This is a genomic window from Streptomyces sp. NPDC030840 (assembly GCF_055572015.1).
In genome coordinates, this window is record NZ_JBVIEE010000001.1 from 46,499 (window position 1) to 62,552 (window position 16,054).

General features: G+C 70.3%; 11 protein-coding genes. 7 read left to right on the top strand and 4 right to left on the bottom strand.

Translation table 11 applies throughout. The features are described from left to right. Positions 1–2 precede the first annotated feature (2 nt). Together ACZ49J_RS00225 and ACZ49J_RS00230 are read right to left on the bottom strand one after the other, a co-directional pair. Positions 3–935: an NAD-dependent epimerase/dehydratase family protein gene (locus ACZ49J_RS00225; RefSeq protein ID WP_467450502.1), complete on the bottom strand. Its 933-nt coding sequence runs from the start codon at positions 933–935 to the stop codon at positions 3–5. Positions 936–966: 31 nt separating this feature from the next. Beyond that, entirely contained in the window at positions 967–1,884 is a 918-nt protein-coding gene (locus ACZ49J_RS00230; RefSeq protein ID WP_467450503.1) for a ScbA/BarX family gamma-butyrolactone biosynthesis protein, read from the bottom strand. A 187-nt stretch (positions 1,885–2,071) separates the two neighbouring features. Between ACZ49J_RS00230 and ACZ49J_RS00235 the strand changes: the two genes are divergently transcribed. Both ACZ49J_RS00235 and ACZ49J_RS00240 read left to right on the top strand, forming a co-directional pair. Further along, positions 2,072–2,743 (top strand): response regulator transcription factor, encoded by a 672-nt coding sequence (locus ACZ49J_RS00235; RefSeq protein ID WP_467450504.1) that lies wholly within the window; start codon positions 2,072–2,074, stop codon positions 2,741–2,743. 96 nt (positions 2,744–2,839) lie between these two features. Further along, positions 2,840–3,445: a ScbR family autoregulator-binding transcription factor gene (locus ACZ49J_RS00240; RefSeq protein ID WP_467450506.1), complete on the top strand. Its 606-nt coding sequence runs from the start codon at positions 2,840–2,842 to the stop codon at positions 3,443–3,445. 57 nt (positions 3,446–3,502) lie between these two features. On the opposite strand, the gene ACZ49J_RS00245 is transcribed toward ACZ49J_RS00240, so the two are convergent. Continuing rightward, positions 3,503–3,877, bottom strand: a complete 375-nt coding sequence (locus ACZ49J_RS00245; protein ID WP_467450507.1) for an ArsR/SmtB family transcription factor — start codon at positions 3,875–3,877, stop codon at positions 3,503–3,505. Between the two features lie 170 nt (positions 3,878–4,047). Here ACZ49J_RS00245 and ACZ49J_RS00250 point away from each other — a divergent pair, with 170 nt between their 5' ends. The 4 genes from ACZ49J_RS00250 (at position 4,048) to ACZ49J_RS00265 (ending at position 11,924) form a co-directional block, all read left to right on the top strand. After that, complete coding sequence (locus ACZ49J_RS00250; RefSeq protein WP_467450509.1) at positions 4,048–5,256, top strand: MFS transporter; 1,209 nt, start codon at positions 4,048–4,050, stop codon at positions 5,254–5,256. Between the two features lie 209 nt (positions 5,257–5,465). After that, positions 5,466–9,155, top strand: a complete 3,690-nt coding sequence (locus tag ACZ49J_RS00255; protein ID WP_467450511.1) for an ACP S-malonyltransferase — start codon at positions 5,466–5,468, stop codon at positions 9,153–9,155. Between the two features lie 86 nt (positions 9,156–9,241). Beyond that, positions 9,242–10,744, top strand: coding sequence for a hypothetical protein (locus ACZ49J_RS00260; RefSeq protein ID WP_467454838.1), 1,503 nt, complete (start codon positions 9,242–9,244; stop codon positions 10,742–10,744). 91 nt (positions 10,745–10,835) lie between these two features. Further along, positions 10,836–11,924, top strand: a complete 1,089-nt coding sequence (locus tag ACZ49J_RS00265) for an LLM class flavin-dependent oxidoreductase (protein ID WP_467454836.1) — start codon at positions 10,836–10,838, stop codon at positions 11,922–11,924. A gap of 20 nt (positions 11,925–11,944) precedes the next feature. Here ACZ49J_RS00265 and ACZ49J_RS00270 read toward each other — a convergent pair whose 3' ends face one another. Next, positions 11,945–13,948: a putative bifunctional diguanylate cyclase/phosphodiesterase gene (locus ACZ49J_RS00270; RefSeq protein ID WP_467454850.1), complete on the bottom strand. Its 2,004-nt coding sequence runs from the start codon at positions 13,946–13,948 to the stop codon at positions 11,945–11,947. Positions 13,949–14,424: 476 nt separating this feature from the next. On the opposite strand from ACZ49J_RS00270, the gene ACZ49J_RS00275 reads away from it, so the two are divergent. Then, the gene (locus ACZ49J_RS00275) at positions 14,425–15,867 is read left to right on the top strand and encodes a M6 family metalloprotease domain-containing protein (RefSeq protein WP_467454835.1); all 1,443 of its coding nucleotides are present in this window, start codon (positions 14,425–14,427) and stop codon (positions 15,865–15,867) included. Positions 15,868–16,054: the final 187 nt, after the last annotated feature.

Here is a 16,054-nt window from a genome sequence, read left to right on the forward strand (position 1 = left end):
GATCAACCGGCGGCGATCCGCGTACGGCGGTACCAGTCGGCCGCCTCCGCGAAGTCGGTGCGGAAGCCCGTGCCGGGGGTCAGGCGCAGGTCGTGCCACAGGGGCGTGCCGTCGAACCAGTGGTCCGTGCTCAGCATGGCGAGGGCATGTGCCGTCCGGCCGCCCGGCGTCAGCGGTGCCCGGCCCCCGGACACCGGGAGATCCCGTTCCGGCCAGGGGAGAGAGGCACAGTCGGCCACCGCGTGCAGCAGGGTCCCCGCGGTTTCGGGTACGGGGTGCACCGCGTGGTACGTGGCGCACCTCAGGTCGGCCGCGGGCGCGAGACCGGTGCCGACCACGAGGCGGGCCAGCTCCCGCACGGAGATCAGGGACAGTCGGGCGGCCCAGCGCTCGACCCTGCCGGGCAGGGTCGGCAGGAGCCTGACGAGTCCCGGTAGCAGCCACGAGTCTCCCGGGCCGTGGACGAGATGGGGGCGCAGCACGATCCCACCCGCGTCGAGGACGGCGTCCTCGGCCGCCGCCCGGCTCCGCGAGGTGGGCGACCTGGGGTCCCGCGTCAGCTCCTCGGGAACGGCGTGCCGGAAGACACCCCGGCCGTAGACGGACGCCGTGCTCACGTACACGATCCGGGACACCCCGGCGCGGCGGGCCTCGGTGACCAGGTTCCGCGTGCCCCGGGCATTGACGGCGTCGTTCGCCTCGGCCGACGGGCCGATGTACGAGGCGCAGTGCAGCAGGACGTCCACGCTCTCGCACACCCCGTGCAGCGAGGCCGGATCGGTGAGGTCCGCCGGCACGATCCGGTGACCCGACCCGGCGGCGTGCACCGGCCGACGGTGCGACAGCAGTACGGGGGCCACGTCGTGGCGCGCGGCCTCGTCGGCCACATGGCCGCCGACGAAGCCCGCGGCGCCGGAAATCAGAACGGTGCGCATGGTCAGCTCTTCAGTAGGGCGGCGGTCGTGATCAGGGGGCCGTGCGCTCGAGGACCAGGTCGGCCGCGAAGAGCTGCTCCCCGCTCTGCGTGCCGCGCACATGAACCCGGAGCCCGTCGGCCGACGTCTCGTCCGTGACCCGGGCCTCTATCCAGCACGGGGCGTCGAGTTCGGCGTACCGCGTGAACTCGCTCTCCAGGCCGATCAGCAGCGCATGGGGCTGCCCGGCCGTGGCGCGGGCCGCCTGCCGGGCGGCCTCCAGCAGCACCATGCCGGGGACGTGGTCCACCGGGTGGTCGAAGTAGACGGCATGGTCGGTGTCGACGCGCAGCTCCCAGCGGGCCTCGCCGGGAACCGCCGGAGCCGCGAGCACCACGTTCCGCGGGTCCATGTGCCCCACCGCAGCCGGGTGGAGCGGCTCCGGCAGGGCGCGGCCCGTCGTGGTGGGGCGCCCGGCCCTCAGCCGCTGGTGGGCGGCCGGGCTGACGCAGCTGAACCGGGCCCCGCCGATCGCCACGGGTACGCCGTCACGGTGCACGGAGACCTCGTAGCGCATGCCCGCGAAGGTGCGGCCTCGGCGGACGATGTCCCGGCACACGGTGTGGAGTTCGACCTCGGTCGGGACGGAGCCGGCGGCGAAGGCGTGCGGGACGGCGCTGAAGGACATGTCCCACATCAGGAACTGATGGCCGAGAGGGACGCCGTACTCGGCGTGCGCCAGCAGGCTGCCGGTCTGCCGGATCGACTCCACCAGCAGCTGTGGATCCTGCAGGCCGCCCGCCGGGGCGAAGAGCGCGTGACTGCGTGGCCACTGGGCACGGACCACGAAGGAGTCGGCCGACTCGGTCTCCCAGCCGGTGAGGAACACCTCCGCCACGGAGGCACGATGCACGTATCCACGGGGGACTGTGGTGGTGAGGTAATGCATGGCCAGTGAACATACAGACATGTCGGCTTGTTTCTCAAACTCACTCCGGGGAAGCACGGACGGGCATATGCCTTGAAAAGGGAAAGTCGGCCCCAACGGAGCTCCAAGATCCAATATTCTGCTTTGACAAACCGACACACCTGTCTGTTACCTTCCGTGAAGGTGAGCGCTCAATAGTTCGATGTGGCGTTGCCTGGGAGGGTGTTGGATGAGTGAACAGGAGCTGCGAGTGCTGGTCGTCGAGAGCGACGGCCCGTCCGCACAGACTCTGGTGGGGGAGCTCGGACGGCACGGCTACCTGGCCGAGAGCGTGGCCACCGCCACCGAGGCGCTGCAGGACCATCACGGCGCGGACCTGGTCCTGCTCGACCTGGATCTGCCCGATCTGGACGGTCTTGAGGTGTGCCGCCGGATGCGGGCGGCCGGCGACGTTCCGATCATCACCGTGACCACCCGCGGGGCCGAACTCGACCGGGTGCTCGGCCTCCAGGCCGGCTCGGACGACTATGTCGTCAAGCCGTACGGCCTGCGTGAACTGCTCGCCCGGATGGAAGCGGTGCTGCGCCGGGTCCGCCCGCGGTCGCAGGCGCCGGTCATCACGCACGGGCCGCTGCGGATCGACGCGGAGGCCCGCGAGATCCGGCTGGAGGGGCGGCGGGTGGAGCTGACTCCCAAGGAGTTCGACCTGCTCCACCTGCTCGCCTCGCGGCCGGGCACGACCCTCTCCCGCCGTCAGCTGATGAGTCAGGTGTGGGACGACGAGTGGTCCCACCGGGGCCGCACCATCGACACGCACGTCAGCAGCCTGCGCGGCAAGCTCGGCGCGAGTAGCTGGATCGTCACGGTCCGCGGCGTTGGTTTTCGGCTCGGCCGCGTATGAGTGGAAAGAGCGAGCCGCAGGTCAGCGCCCTTCTGACCCCGAATAGAATGCAGGCAAGTTGGTATGTTTCAGAGCCTGAGAAGCGAGGACCGGCGCATGGCCCAGCAGGAGCGAGGTATCAGGTCGAGGCGCCAGATCCTGGAGGCCGCTGCCGAGGTGTTCGACGAGCGGGGGTACGACGCGGCGAGCACGAACGAGATCCTGGCCAGAGCGGGCCTCACCCGGGGCGCCCTGTACCACCACTTCCCGTCGAAGGAGGCGATCGCCGCGGCCCTGGTGGAGGCTCAGAGCGAGGCTCTGCTGGTGCCGGAACAGGCGGTGAGGCTCCAGGCCGTCATCGACCTCACCATGCAGTTCGCCCGCCGACTCCAGACGGACGCGGTCCTGCGGGCCAGCGTGCGGCTGGCCGTCGAGCAGTCGTCCTTCTCCTTCTCGGCCCAGAAGCCCTACAACCAGGCGATCACGGCGGTCGAGGGCCTGCTGAAACAGGCCGAGGGGCAGGGGGAGCTGCTGCCGGGGACGGATCTGCCGCAGGTGGCCGCGACTCTGGTCGGCGCGTTCACCGGTCTGCAGGTGATGTCCCAGGCGTACAGCGACCGGCGGGACCTGCCCGAGCGGGTCGCCGCGCTGTGGCGGCTGGTGCTGCCCGGGCTCGCCGCGCCGGGAATGCTGCCGCGGCTCGTGGTCGCGCCGGGGGACTGACCCGGGGGGCGGACGGACGGCAGGCCCGGGTCGCCGTGGCGGCCCAGGCCCGTGGTGTCACGAAGGCAGGAGTCCCGTCAGGCGGTCGTCGCCCACCCCGCGCCGGAGTTCCTCCATGAGCCGGTTGATGCGTTCCTCGTCGCGCCGGTAGTGCGTCCACTTGCCGACGCGCGTGGAGCGTACGAGACCCGCGCGTTCCAGTGCCGCCATATAGGCGGAGACGGTGGACTGCGCGAGTCCCGTCTTGGCCTGGATGTGGCTGACGCAGACGCCGACCGCGCGTGGGTCGGTGATTTCCGGGTTGACCGGGAAGTGCTGCTCGGGTTCGCGCAGCCACTGGAGGACCTGGAGCCGCACGGGGTTGGCGAGCGCCTTGAGCGGTTCGAGCAGAGGGGCGAGATCGCCCGTCACGGACGTGTCGTGTGTCGTCATGGGGCCTTCCCGGCGGGTGTGCAGCCGTCTTGGATGCATCGAGGATAGACGATGCGTTCCTCATCAGGCAGGTTGACAGAACGCATCGACGTTCTGCGATACTTCGATATGTAAGCGTTTCGCACGGCACGGTCCCGTACCGCATGCCACTGCTACGGAGGGTTTTTCACATGCCTATCGGGCTCATCGCCCTGGCGCTGGGGGGCTTCGGAATCGGCCTCACGGAGTTCGGGATCGTAGGTCTGCTGCCGGAGGTCGCGAGCGACTTCGGCGTGTCCGAGTCGGCCGCCGGGTACCTGGTCTCCGGCTACGCGCTCAGCGTGGCCGTCGGCGCCCTCGCCCTGACCGCGGCCATCACCCGCTTCGACCGCAAGAAGGTCCTGGTCGGCCTGATGACGCTGTTCATCGCGGGCAACCTGATCTCGGCCGTCGCCCCCACCTACGAGCTGCTGATGGTCGGCCGGATCGTCGCGGCCCTGTGCCACGGAGCCTTCTTCAGCGTCGGCGCCGTCGTCGCCTCCGACATGGTCGCCGAGAACAAGAAGGGCAGCGCCATCGCGCTCATGTTCGGCGGGCTCACCGCGGCCAACGTGCTGGGCGTGCCGCTCGGCACCTTCCTCGGCCAGCAGCTCGGCTGGCGCTCCACCTTCTGGGCCATCACCATCATCGGTGTCGTCACGCTGATCGGCATCCAGGTCCTGGTGCCGCAGACCACGGGGGCCGCGCAGACCAACCTGCGCGCCGAGCTCGCCGTCTTCCGCCGCGGCCAGGTCTGGGTCTCCGTCGCGCTCAGCATCCTCGCCTTCGGCAGCGTGATCGGTGGGTACACCTACATCGCCTTCACCCTGACCGACGTCAGCGGATTCGCCACCAGCACGGTGCCGTGGCTGCTGGTGCTGTTCGGCGCGGGCACGTTCATCGGTAACTTCGTCGGCGGCAAGACGGCCGACAAGTCCCTCAACGGCAGCCTGATCGCCATCATGGCCGCCCTCGCCGTCGTCATGGGCGTCTTCGCCCTCACCGCCGAGAACAAGATCGCCACGGTCGTCGCCCTGCTGCTGATGGGCACCATCGGCCTCGCGACCGCGCCCGGCCTTCAGGTGCGGACCATGAAGTACGCCGACGACGCGCCCACCATGGCCTCTGGCGCCAACATCGCGGCCTTCAACGTCGGCAATGCGCTCGGCGCCTGGCTCGGCGGCCTGGCCATCGCCGCCGGCTACGGCTTCGTCTCCCCGCTGTGGGTCGGTGCCGCGCTCGCGCTCGCCGGACTCGCCGTCGTGGCCGGGGGCTCCCTCGGCCGTGGGTCCGGCGCGTCCCGGACTGTCGCCGGAAGTGCGGCGCAGCCCGCGGAAGCGGTCGAGGCCGGAGTTCGGTAACAATTCCAAAAAAGCAGGGCCGAAAACCCGGGAGGGTTTTCGGCCCTGCTTTTTTGGTGAGCGGCTCTGACGTTTCTCTGACATTTCCTGAAGAACCTTGTATCGGCCTGTGTTGAAATGGGGCGCGCGGTCGGAAAAACTTGTCCTGTAGTCCTGGAAATGCGCCCAAAGGCGAGCGCGTGACGAAGAAAAAAGAAAAGGCGATATCCGTGCCCCGCTCACTTTTACGCGATCTCTCACCGGCCCTCTCCACCCCCGCTGAGGGTGTCCTCGGCTCCAAGGACCGTGTCCGGGTGGCCGGGTTCTTCCCCGGCCTCGGCAGCCGGGCCTTCTACCGGAACCTCGGCCGGTTCCTGCTGGACTCGGGTACTCCGGAGATCACCCTCATCTACCGGGAGGCCGCCCGCGCTCTCGGTTTCCCCGCCCGGCCCGACCTTCTCCTGCTGGACCCCGAACGTCTTCCGGAGGGGAAGATGGAGCGGCAGGGTTTCATCGGGGCGGCGCTGCTCGTGCACAGCCTCGCTCTCGACGCCTATCTGCGGGACCGGATCGAGAAGAACGGCACGCCGGTCCGATTCGTCGCCTACACCGGCGAGAGTTTCGGCATTCTGACGGCGGCGGTGGCGAGCGGATCCCTTTCCGTCCATGACGGCGTCAAGATCGCCCAGGCGTTCACCCCGCTCATGCTCCAGGCTGCCGGCGCCCACAGCACCGATGAGGCGTTCGCCCGGAACATCGCTTCCTACCTGGACGAATCCGTCCGGGACAGCCCCCTCGTGGCGGAGCCGTCCCACGTGGTCGCGGTGAAGGCCAAGACCCCGGAAGACCTCGCGGCCGCCCTGAGGGCGATCGGGGTGTCGTACGCGAGGACGGATGTCGAACTGCACAAGACCTACGCGCCGACGCAGGCCAACCTCTACGTCCGTGCCGGGGTGAAGGCAGGCTTCGACCGGCTCGTGTCCGCCTTCCCGCACGTGACCGCGTGGGAGCTGAAGGACCCGACCGTCTTCCTCGCCCACTCCGCGCGGATGCGTCCCGCCCGTGAGGCGCTGGAACGTTTCCTCCGCACCCACCGGATCCGCTTCGGCAAGCCCGGCGTCCCTGTGGTGTCCAACCACGACATGTCCCTGCTGACCACCGCGGACGCCGTCCGTCAGGGGGTCCTGGCGATGACCGACCAGGTCATGGCCTCCCGGGACACCTGCGAGACCCTGAGCGGCCTCGACGCGGACATCGTGCTGGAGCTGGGCCTGGGCGCGAAGTCCGTACGCCTTCTCCAGGACAACGACGTCCCCGCTGCCGTCATGGCCTACACGGGCAGCCACGAGGACACCGCGAAGTTCCTCGGGGCCGTCAACGTGATGGGTGACCTGCTGGCCCGGCTGGAGGAGCTGTACACCACTGGGGACCAGCCGGTGGACGGGGACCACCACCTCCTGCGGGAGCTGTTCCGCCTCGCCGCCGAGAGCGACTTCTGCGACGCGTACTTCTCCCGCACCCTCGGGCGCGTCATCACCGCGGAGATGCTCCGCGCCGACCGGGAGGGATCGCCCGCCTTCCACCGGTTCCTGGAGGTCTTCCAGCACACCCGCAACTACCGCGACCACATCGCCGTCGACCAGGGCGAGCTGGTCACCCGGGCCCGGCTGAAGAAGCGGATCACCGCCGGGGACTCCACGCAGCTGGGCCAGGCCCACGTCGAGCTCAGCGTGCTCGACCGCGTCGGCGACACCCGGACGCGGACCGTCCACACCAGCCGTCCGGAGGTCCTCGTCCTCCACTTCGACGCGCTGTCGGGCCTCGACGACGAGGGACTGGCGCGCCGGACCCGGCTGCTGCTGGACACCCAGCCGACGGCGCTGGAGATCCACGACCGGATGCTCAGGGCGCTGCGTCCAGCGGGCGGCATCCCCGCGTCGGGTCGACGCATCGTCCACCAGTACCTGCTCTTCCACACCCTGGTCCAGCACCGGCCCGCGCTGTTCGCGCAGACCGACCACTACCTCGAAGGAGGCGACACGGTGGGCTGGCTGGCCGCCCTGGCCGCCGCCGGGGCGGTCTCCCTGGCCGACGCGGTCGCCCTGAGCGGGGCCGCCGACGAGGCGCTCCTCGAAGGGCTGGTGGACGCGGAGATTCCGCTCGTCTCGCCCGACGGCGTGCCGATCCAGTCGAGGAAGGACCTGGCCGACGCCACCCGAGCCGTCCTGCGCGGCGGGACTCCCCTCGGCACCGGCCCGCGGCGGATCCACCTCAACGGCAACTGCCAGATCGTCGCGCTCGGTTCGGACCTCGCCGCCGACGGCGTCGACGCCGGCCCGTACACCACGCACGTCGTGCGGGTCACCGAGCCGGCCGACGCATGGAAGAAGTGCATCAACCCGGCCCTGGACGCCTTCGAGTACGCCTGTGTCCTGGCCCTGACCGAGGAGAACGAGCGCGTCCTGGAGAACGCCCGCAGCCGCCGGGTCCTCTCCAGCACGGTCTGTGCCTACATCGGCATCGACGAGGAGGTCGTCAGCTTCGGCAAGGGTGGCAGCGAGTCCATGACGATCTTCGTCCGCGAGGACGGCGAGCCCCACGTCAAGGTCCGGAAGATCCTCAGCGAGGCCCTGACGACCGCCCGCTGGAACCCGGAGGGCGACGGCGTCATGCTGCCGCCGTTCGCCAAGGCCAGGATGCAGGCCGAGTTCCTGCTGTCCCTGCCCGAACCGGTCCGCGGCTACTTCCCCGAGGTCCACACCGTCCTTGAGCGGGAGGTCCCCGTCCCGCGGCACCTGCGGCGCGACGGCCGTACGGTCCACCGCGAGGTCATCTACGAGATGAGCTACGTCGCCGGTGACGAGGTCAGCCGGTTCATCGAGAAGCACACCCCGCCGCCCGCGGTGGTCGCCCGCCTCTACGAGCAGATCATCCGTGTGCTGAACGAGGACGTGCACACCGTGGGCCGGGTGCCGGCGAGCGGCGAGACGCTGGACGTCTCCTACTTCCGTAAGATCGAGGACCGCTTGGACCTCTGCCGCCGCACCGCCCCGCGCACGTTCAACGAGCAGCTCCTGGACACTGAGCTGATCGTCGTCAACGGCGTCTCCTACCTCAACTCCGCGGCTCTGCTGAAGCGGTTCCGCAGCAGCCCGGAATACGCGGCGATCCTCGAACCGGCCTGCCACTCGCTCGTCATGGGCGACACGAACACCGAGAACATCAAGATCACCGACAGCGGTCCGCTGCTGCGAGCCCAGCGGCTGATCGAGTCGGGCGCGCCCCATGAGGACGTCGAGACAGCCCTGCGCGAGATCACCCCTGCCTCGCTGGGGATCAAGTTCCTCGACCCGCGGGCCATCGGCTTCAAGAGCGAGGGCAAGGACACCCGCGACGACGCGATGTACGACAACAAGCCCTGGCACAACTCCATCGGCCACTACGACGAGATCCACTTCGAGCAGTTCACGATGAGCGTGGAGGCCGGTGAGCAGCGGACACCCCGCGTGGACATCGCGTTCCTGGAGGGCAACCCGTACCAGAGGGCGTACCGGGTGCGGGACGTGGTGGCGAACGGGGGTTCGGTCGACACCGCGACACCCAGGAGCATGGAGGACCACTTCCGCCCCGTCATGACGGCCGCGCTCGGGCTCGACGACCCCGAGTCGGCCTACCTGCGGGACGACCCCTACTGGCTGATCCGGTTCGTCTTCATGATGGGCCAGCACTTCACGGCCATGCCGCCGTTCCACTTCCAGAAGGAACTCGACGGCACCCTGGTGGACACCTACCAGACCCAGCGCCGCCCGGTCGCCATCTACTGCGAGGGCATCAAGTGGCTCAACTGGGCTCTTCAGATGCTGGAGGGCACCAGGACGGAGTTCCTGGGCTTCGAGGTGCCTGCGCTGCCCCACCTGTAGTCCGCCTGCCGCGGGGCGGGGCATGACCGTGCCCCGCCCCGCGGCCGCCGCCCGCTTCCCGCACAAGGAGCCCGAGGAGGCCCCGCATGACAACCGCAACCACCCCCGCCACCCCCCTCGTGCCGCCGGTCGACGGCCTGCGCCACCTCTCCAACGAGACCCGGGTGATCGCCACTCCGTGGAGCCGCATGGTGCGCGGCACAGGACTGGGCCAGTACCCCGTCGCCTACGACCCCGACGCCGCCGCCCGGATCCGGCACACGTTCGGTCTGCTGGCCGCGAAGGGAGCCGAGGACAGCGCTTACACCCGCTTCTCCCGGCTGCTTGCCGACTTCGTCCTCGACGTCGTGGACCCCGCGAAGGATCTGAGCCGGGCCGCCGTGGAACGGGATCTGGGCCCGGTCCTGGACGCCGTGCGTGCCGAGGAGAACCCGTACTTCCGGGTCATGGCGGGCTGCATCCTGATGGACGCCTTCGCCAAGCTGGGCCTGGACCGGAGCCTGCTGGTCAACGCGGAGACGGACTTCCCGGCGGAGATCCTGGCCGTGGCGGACACGATCGAACCGGATCGCATCAAGGACGAGAACGCCGGCCGTCACGGCCACTACGAGAAACTGTCCGCCTGCTCCGCGGTCTTCCTCGCCCTCGGCCAACTGGGCTTGAAGGACCGCCTGGTGACCGGCCGCCGCAATCACGTTCGGGAGGCGCTGCACCTGCTGGAGAAGATCCCGGCCCCGTTCTTCCGTGGCCGCGGCGGCTCCATGCTCCTGTCGGTGATCCTGCTGCTCGGCTTCGAGCGGTACGTCGCCGAGGACGGCCGGGACTTCATCAAGGAGGTCCTCACCTACCTCGACCGTGCGGACGAGCTGAACCTGCCGCCGGCCTTCCCACAGCCCATGTCGGACGCGTTTCCCCGCATCTACCCGCTGTTGACCATGCTCAACGCCATCGCCCTGACCAGCCGGCCGGAGGAGTACCTGACCCACGGCCGCGACCGGCTGGCGGAGGCGAAGGACCTGCTGGCCAGGATCACCCCGGTCGAGCGCACTCACATGGGGCTCTACTACATCGTCGCCCTGCACAACCTGGGCCGCCTCGACGAGCAGGTGCCGGACCTGGACACCCTCGTCGAGGACATCGTGGGCCAGTGGGTCCACACAGACCCGGGCGCCAACTACTTCCTCAACGGCATCGCCTACGCCTACATCATCCAGACCGCCATGCTCACCGGCCGATCCGACCTGATCACCGACGAGACCCTCGACCGGCTCGTCGACGGCTTCCCCGACCTGGACCGCACGGACGACGACCGCGTCAACCGCCCCTATCCGTTCGCCTACACACTGAACGTCCTGGGCGAAGTGGGCGCCGCGCATCTGCTGTTCGAGTCCCGGAACGCCTATGCCGGCGCCACGCCCGTCGAGTGGGTCATCGGGCGGCTCTCCGAGGGTGGCCGCGAGGAACACCGCCTCTACATGCTCAACCACGCCCTCGTCAGCTACGCCCTCCGCCTGCGCGGTCCGGGGCGCGGAGAGACGTCGCTGTTCAAGAGCGTCGTCTTCAAGGACGCCGGTTCCGGGCGCCGCTGAAGTTCCGACGGGAAGAAACGGAGGCTTCCTCCTGTTTTCCCCTGCAGCACATCGGCACAGCACCATCCATCTCACGAACGAGGAGGCCTCCGTGGCGGCAGACGAGATACGAGGGACGGTACCCGGCACAGCCCCCGTACCCCTGTCGGTCCTGGACCTGGTCACCGTCGGTGCCGGCCGCACCGCCACGGACGCTCTCCGGACCAGCGTCGCCCTCGCGAAGCTCACGGAGTCCCGCGGGTTCCACCGCTACTGGGTCGCCGAACACCACTCCATGCCGGGCGTGGCCTCCAGCTCCCCGGCCGTGATCCTCGCCCACCTCGCCGCCCACACCACCCGCATCCGCCTCGGCTCGGGCGGCGTCATGCTCCCCAACCACGCCCCCCTGGTCATAGCGGAGCAGTTCGGCACGCTCGAAGCGATGGCCCCCGGCCGCATCGACCTCGGTCTCGGCAGGGCCCCCGGAACGGACGGCGCCACCGCCGCGGCCCTCCGCCGCACCGACCGGCTCCACGAAGGCGCCGACGACTTCCCCGAGCAACTGGCGGAGCTCACCCGCTTCCTGGACGACGACTTCCCCGACGGCCACCCCTACCGCCGTGTCCACGCCGTCCCGGGCCCCGTCCAGGGCACGTCCCCCGGAGGCGTACAGTCCCCGCACCGCCCGCCCATCTGGCTCCTCGGCTCCTCCGGCTTCAGTGCCCGCCTCGCGGGCGCCCTCGGCCTGCCCTTCGCCTTCGCGCACCACTTCTCCGCGCAGAACACGATCCCGGCCCTCGACCTGTACCGCGAGTCCTTCCGGCCGTCCGCCGTCCTGGACGAGCCGTACGCCCTCATCGGCGTCTCCGCCCTCGCCACCGAGGACGAACGAGAGGCCCGCCGTCAGGTCCTGGCCGCAGCGCTCAACATGGTGCGCCTGCGCACCGGCCGCCCCGGCCTCGTGCCCACCCCTGAGGAGGCGGAGGCGTACCAGTTCAGCCCGATGGAGAGGGAGTTCGTCGCGAGCTGGAACGCCAACGTCGTCCACGGCACCGTGGACGAGGTCCGCGCCGGCCTCGACGACCTCCAGAAGCGCACCGGCGCCGACGAGTTGATGCTCACCTCGCACGCCCACAGCCCGGAACTGCGCCTGCGCTCGTACGAGCTGATCGCGGACGCCTACGGGTTGCCCACGGTCTGAGCCGGGAGGGCAGGGCGGCCTCAGGCCTGAGGACAGGTCACGGTCGTCAGCAGCTCGGTGATACGTTCCGCCGGCACGGGCCGCGAGTACAGCCAGCCCTGCCCGGTGTCACAGCCGATGCGCCGCAGCCGCGACGCCTGCGAGGACGTCTCCACGCACTCGGCGGTGACCGTGAGCCCGAGCCGGTGGGCGAGCTGGACGAGCGCCTCGACGATGACCTCGTCGGCGGGGTTCGGCCGGCCGTCGGTGCCGTCGCCGTTGTCGTACTCGCCGTTCCCGCGCTCCCCGTCCTCCCGCTCCCCGTTCTCGTACTCGCCGCTCTCGTACTGGAAGCCGCGCACGAACGCCCCGTCCAGCTTCAGCACCGAGACCGGCAGCCGGCTCAGGTACGCGAGGTTCGAGTATCCGGTGCCGAAGTCGTCGATGGCGATGCGCACGCCCATGTCGCTGAGCGCCTGGAGGGCCTGCAGCGGCCGGCCGGCCGAGCCCATGACCGCCGACTCGGTGAGTTCGAGCTGGAGGAGGTGCGGGGGCAGCCCCGTCTCCGCGAGGATCTCCGCCACGTCCGCGACCAGGTCGGAGTCCCACACCTGGCGCACGGCCACGTTCACGCTGATGAAGAGCGGCGCGCGGCCGGGGTGATCGAGCTGCCAGCGCCGCGCCTGCCGGCACGCGGTGGCCAGGACCCACCGGCCGAGCTGCACGATGGAACCGTCCTCCTCGGCCAGCGAGATGAACCGATTCGGCGTCAGCGTGCCGAACTGCGGGTGGTTCCAGCGCACCAGCGCCTCGACCCCGCGCACCTCGCCGCCCTCCATGTCCACCAACGGCTGGTACTCCAGCTCGAACTCGCCCCGCTCGACGGCCGGCCGGAGCGTGGACGACAGCGCCTGACGCGTCATCCGGTGGGCGTTGCGCTCGGGATCGAAGAGCGTCCAGCGGGACTTGCCGTCCGCCTTCGCCCAGTACAACGTCGTGTCGGCGGCCTGCATCAGACCCGTCGCGGTCGTGCCCTCCGCGCGCCGCTCCACCACGCCGATCGACGCGGAGACGGACAGCCGCCGCCCCGCGATGTCGAACGGCGCCTGCACCGCCGCCAGTACGGACTCCGCGAGCTCGGCGAGCTGGTCGGTGCCGGTGGAGTCCTCGACGAGCAGCGCGAACTCGTCGCCGCCGAGCCGGGCGACCAGAGGTTCGTTCGCCCTGGCGTGCCCCGCCTCCTGCGCGCACCGCGTCAGCCGCTCGGCGACGGCCGTCAGCAGCCGGTCGCCGACCCGGTGGCCGAGCGTGTCGTTGATCGCCTTGAAGCCGTCCAGGTCCAGGTAGCAGAGGCCGATGCGGCCGGTCCCGCTCTCCTCGTACGCCTCCACCTCCAGCGCCGCCGTCAGCCGCTCGAAGAAGAGTGTCCGGTTGGGCAGCCGGGTCACCGGGTCGTGCATCCGCAAGTGCCGCAGCCGCGCCTGGAGTTCACGGCGGGCACTGATGTCGGCGACGGACAGCAGGACGGCGGGTTCCGCCTGCAGGCCGGAAGTCGCCGGTTTGAACACGGGTCCGACGGGTCCGTCGGAGTCGACGGGGTGGTGTGCGGGGCCGCCGGCGTCCGGGAGGCGGGGCGCGGAGTGGGCGAAGTCGCTCTGGTGGTGGGCGGGTTCACCGGAGTCGGCATGTGCGGCCGCCGGGCCGCCCGCCGTCGTCGGCTCACCCGCGGCCTCCCTGGGCAGCGGGGACACGGTCACCTGCACCCACAAGGAGCTTCCGTCGGAGCGCCGGACGCGGCGCGTGCAGGACAGCCGGGCCTGGCGCCCGCGCAGCATCTCGCGGTACGCGTGGGCGGTGCGGGCGTCCGAGGCCAGGTCCACGAGATCGGCGGCGACCCGTCCGACCAGCCGCTCCGCCCCGCCCCCGAGCAGTGAGCCCATCGTGTCGTTGGCGACGACCACCCGCCCCTTGCGGTCCACCACCGCCATGGCGAGCGGCGCCGCGGCGAAGGCGGCGCGGAACGCATGAGGCCTGTGTGACGCCAGGGAGTTCGTGAGGGATGTGAGGGTACGACGTGCTGTGTCGGTGTCACGCTCTGTGACGATCGGCTGGACCAGATCCACCGCGGGCGCCTGCCCTTCGGACGTTCCGCTCACCGTTCGCTCCCGCAGTGCGCTCGTCGTTTCGTACGGTTCTCGTGTTTCGTGTCGGAGCGGCAGACCGGGGCGGGCGGCCGCTCAAGCCGTGTCGGTGCAGGAAAGTGTGCCGATCATAGAGGCTGGCCTCAGGCCCTTCCAGCCACTGTCCAGTGTCCCGGAACACCCCGCGGTTCTGACAGATCGTTTCTGCCCCTCCCTGGACGGCTTCGTTCCGCGGGCCGACTGGTTGTGACGTTCCGTGAGCGCCCGGGGTGTCGGCTCCTGAGTGCTCTCACCCGTCCGGCCGTGGTCGACAGGGCAAAGTACTACGAATTATCACAATCTGGGTGCGATGTCCCCGAAGCTCGCATCCGGAGGTCGATGTGCCGCGCCCGCACCCCAGGAAGGGACTCGCCCGCGGGCCCCTCGGGGCGCGCGCACGCGCCGGGACCCGCCGGTCCCTGAAAGCGCTCGGCCGCGGAACACCCACCCGCGGCACGGTGCCGAGTCTGCGCCGCACCGCGGCCGTGTTCACCTCTCTGACCGCCCTCGCGGCGACCTCCCTGATCGCCGCGCCCTCGGTCGCCGTGCCCCTCTCGGCGGCCTGCGCGCTGAAGCGGACGGGCGCCCACCACTCGGAGGGCGTCGACACCTGGAACGCCTCGTACCCGCGCCCCGTCCGCCCCCTCGACGCGCTGGTGGTCTTCCTGTCCTTCCCGGACGCCACCCCGCGGATCACTCCCGCCGAACTGACCGCCGACCACTTCCCGGCCACCAGCCACTTCTTCGAACGGGCCTCCTACGGCAAGTTCACCTTGCGTGCGCACCCGCGGAGCGACTGGATCGAGATGCCGCGGCTTTCCACGGACTACGCGATAGAGCGGGACTGGGACGCCGCGCACCGCGCCGCCTACCTGCGCGACGCCATGAGTGTCGTCGACGACCGGGTCGACTTCTCCGCGTACGACATCGTCTACTTCGTGGCCGACCCGGACGCTCCGGGGGTGGACTCGGACGCGACGAAGGTCGTCAACCTCGACACCCCGCTGAGGGCCGACGGCACGTCGATCCACCGCGTCGTCACCGTCTTCGAGAACCACCCCCCGGACCGCCTGGTCCTCGCCCACGAGACCGGCCATGTATTCGACCTGCCCGACCTCTACCACCGGCCCACCGACGGCGAGGGCGACTGGGACACGTACGTCGGCGACTGGGACCTCATGGGCAGCCAGTTCGGACTCGCCCCCGACCTCTTCGCCTGGCACAAGTGGAAGCTCGGCTGGCTGGAGCCACACCAGGTGGCGTGCGTGCGGGGTTCGGGCACGACCCGTCTGACGCTGGAGCCGCTGTCGGCGGGGCCGGCGCGGGACAGGGCCGTGACGGCCGGTGCGCAGGCCGTTCCGGCCGGTGGGCAGGACCTGGCGGCCCGGGAGCTCTGGGCCGGAGACGAGGGTTTCGAGGTCGCGGAGCCGGTGCCCTTCGGGAGCGGGCGCGGTACGAAGCTGGCGGTCGTCCGCACCGGCTGGGAGAGCGCCCTCGCCTTCGAGGCGCGCGGCCCGGTGGGCAACGACGACTCCGTCTGCAGCCAGGGCATCCTCATCTACCGCATCCGCAGCGGCGCCGAGTCCGGCGGCGGCCCCATGGAGGTCGTCGACGCCCACCCCCGCACCGAGTCCTGCGGCGAGGAGTCGGTCTACCCGCCACTCGCCGACGCGCCGGTCGGAGAAGGGGAGAGCTTCACGGTGCCCGGCGGAAACGTACGCGTACAGGTGGAGGACCGCACTCCGTCGGGCGCCTGGACAGTAGCGATCACCGTCCTGAGCTGAACCCCCCCGGGCGCTTCCCGTACCACCCGAGGATCACCCCGCGGGTCTCGTTTCTCGCTCTGGGGGTTCGTCCGTTTCCGGTGTCCGTCCTGCGGGTCTCGTTTCTCGCTCTGGGGGTTCGTCCGTTTCCGGTGTCCGTCCTGCGGGTCTCGTTTCTCGCTCTGGGGGTTCGTCCGTTTCCGGTGTC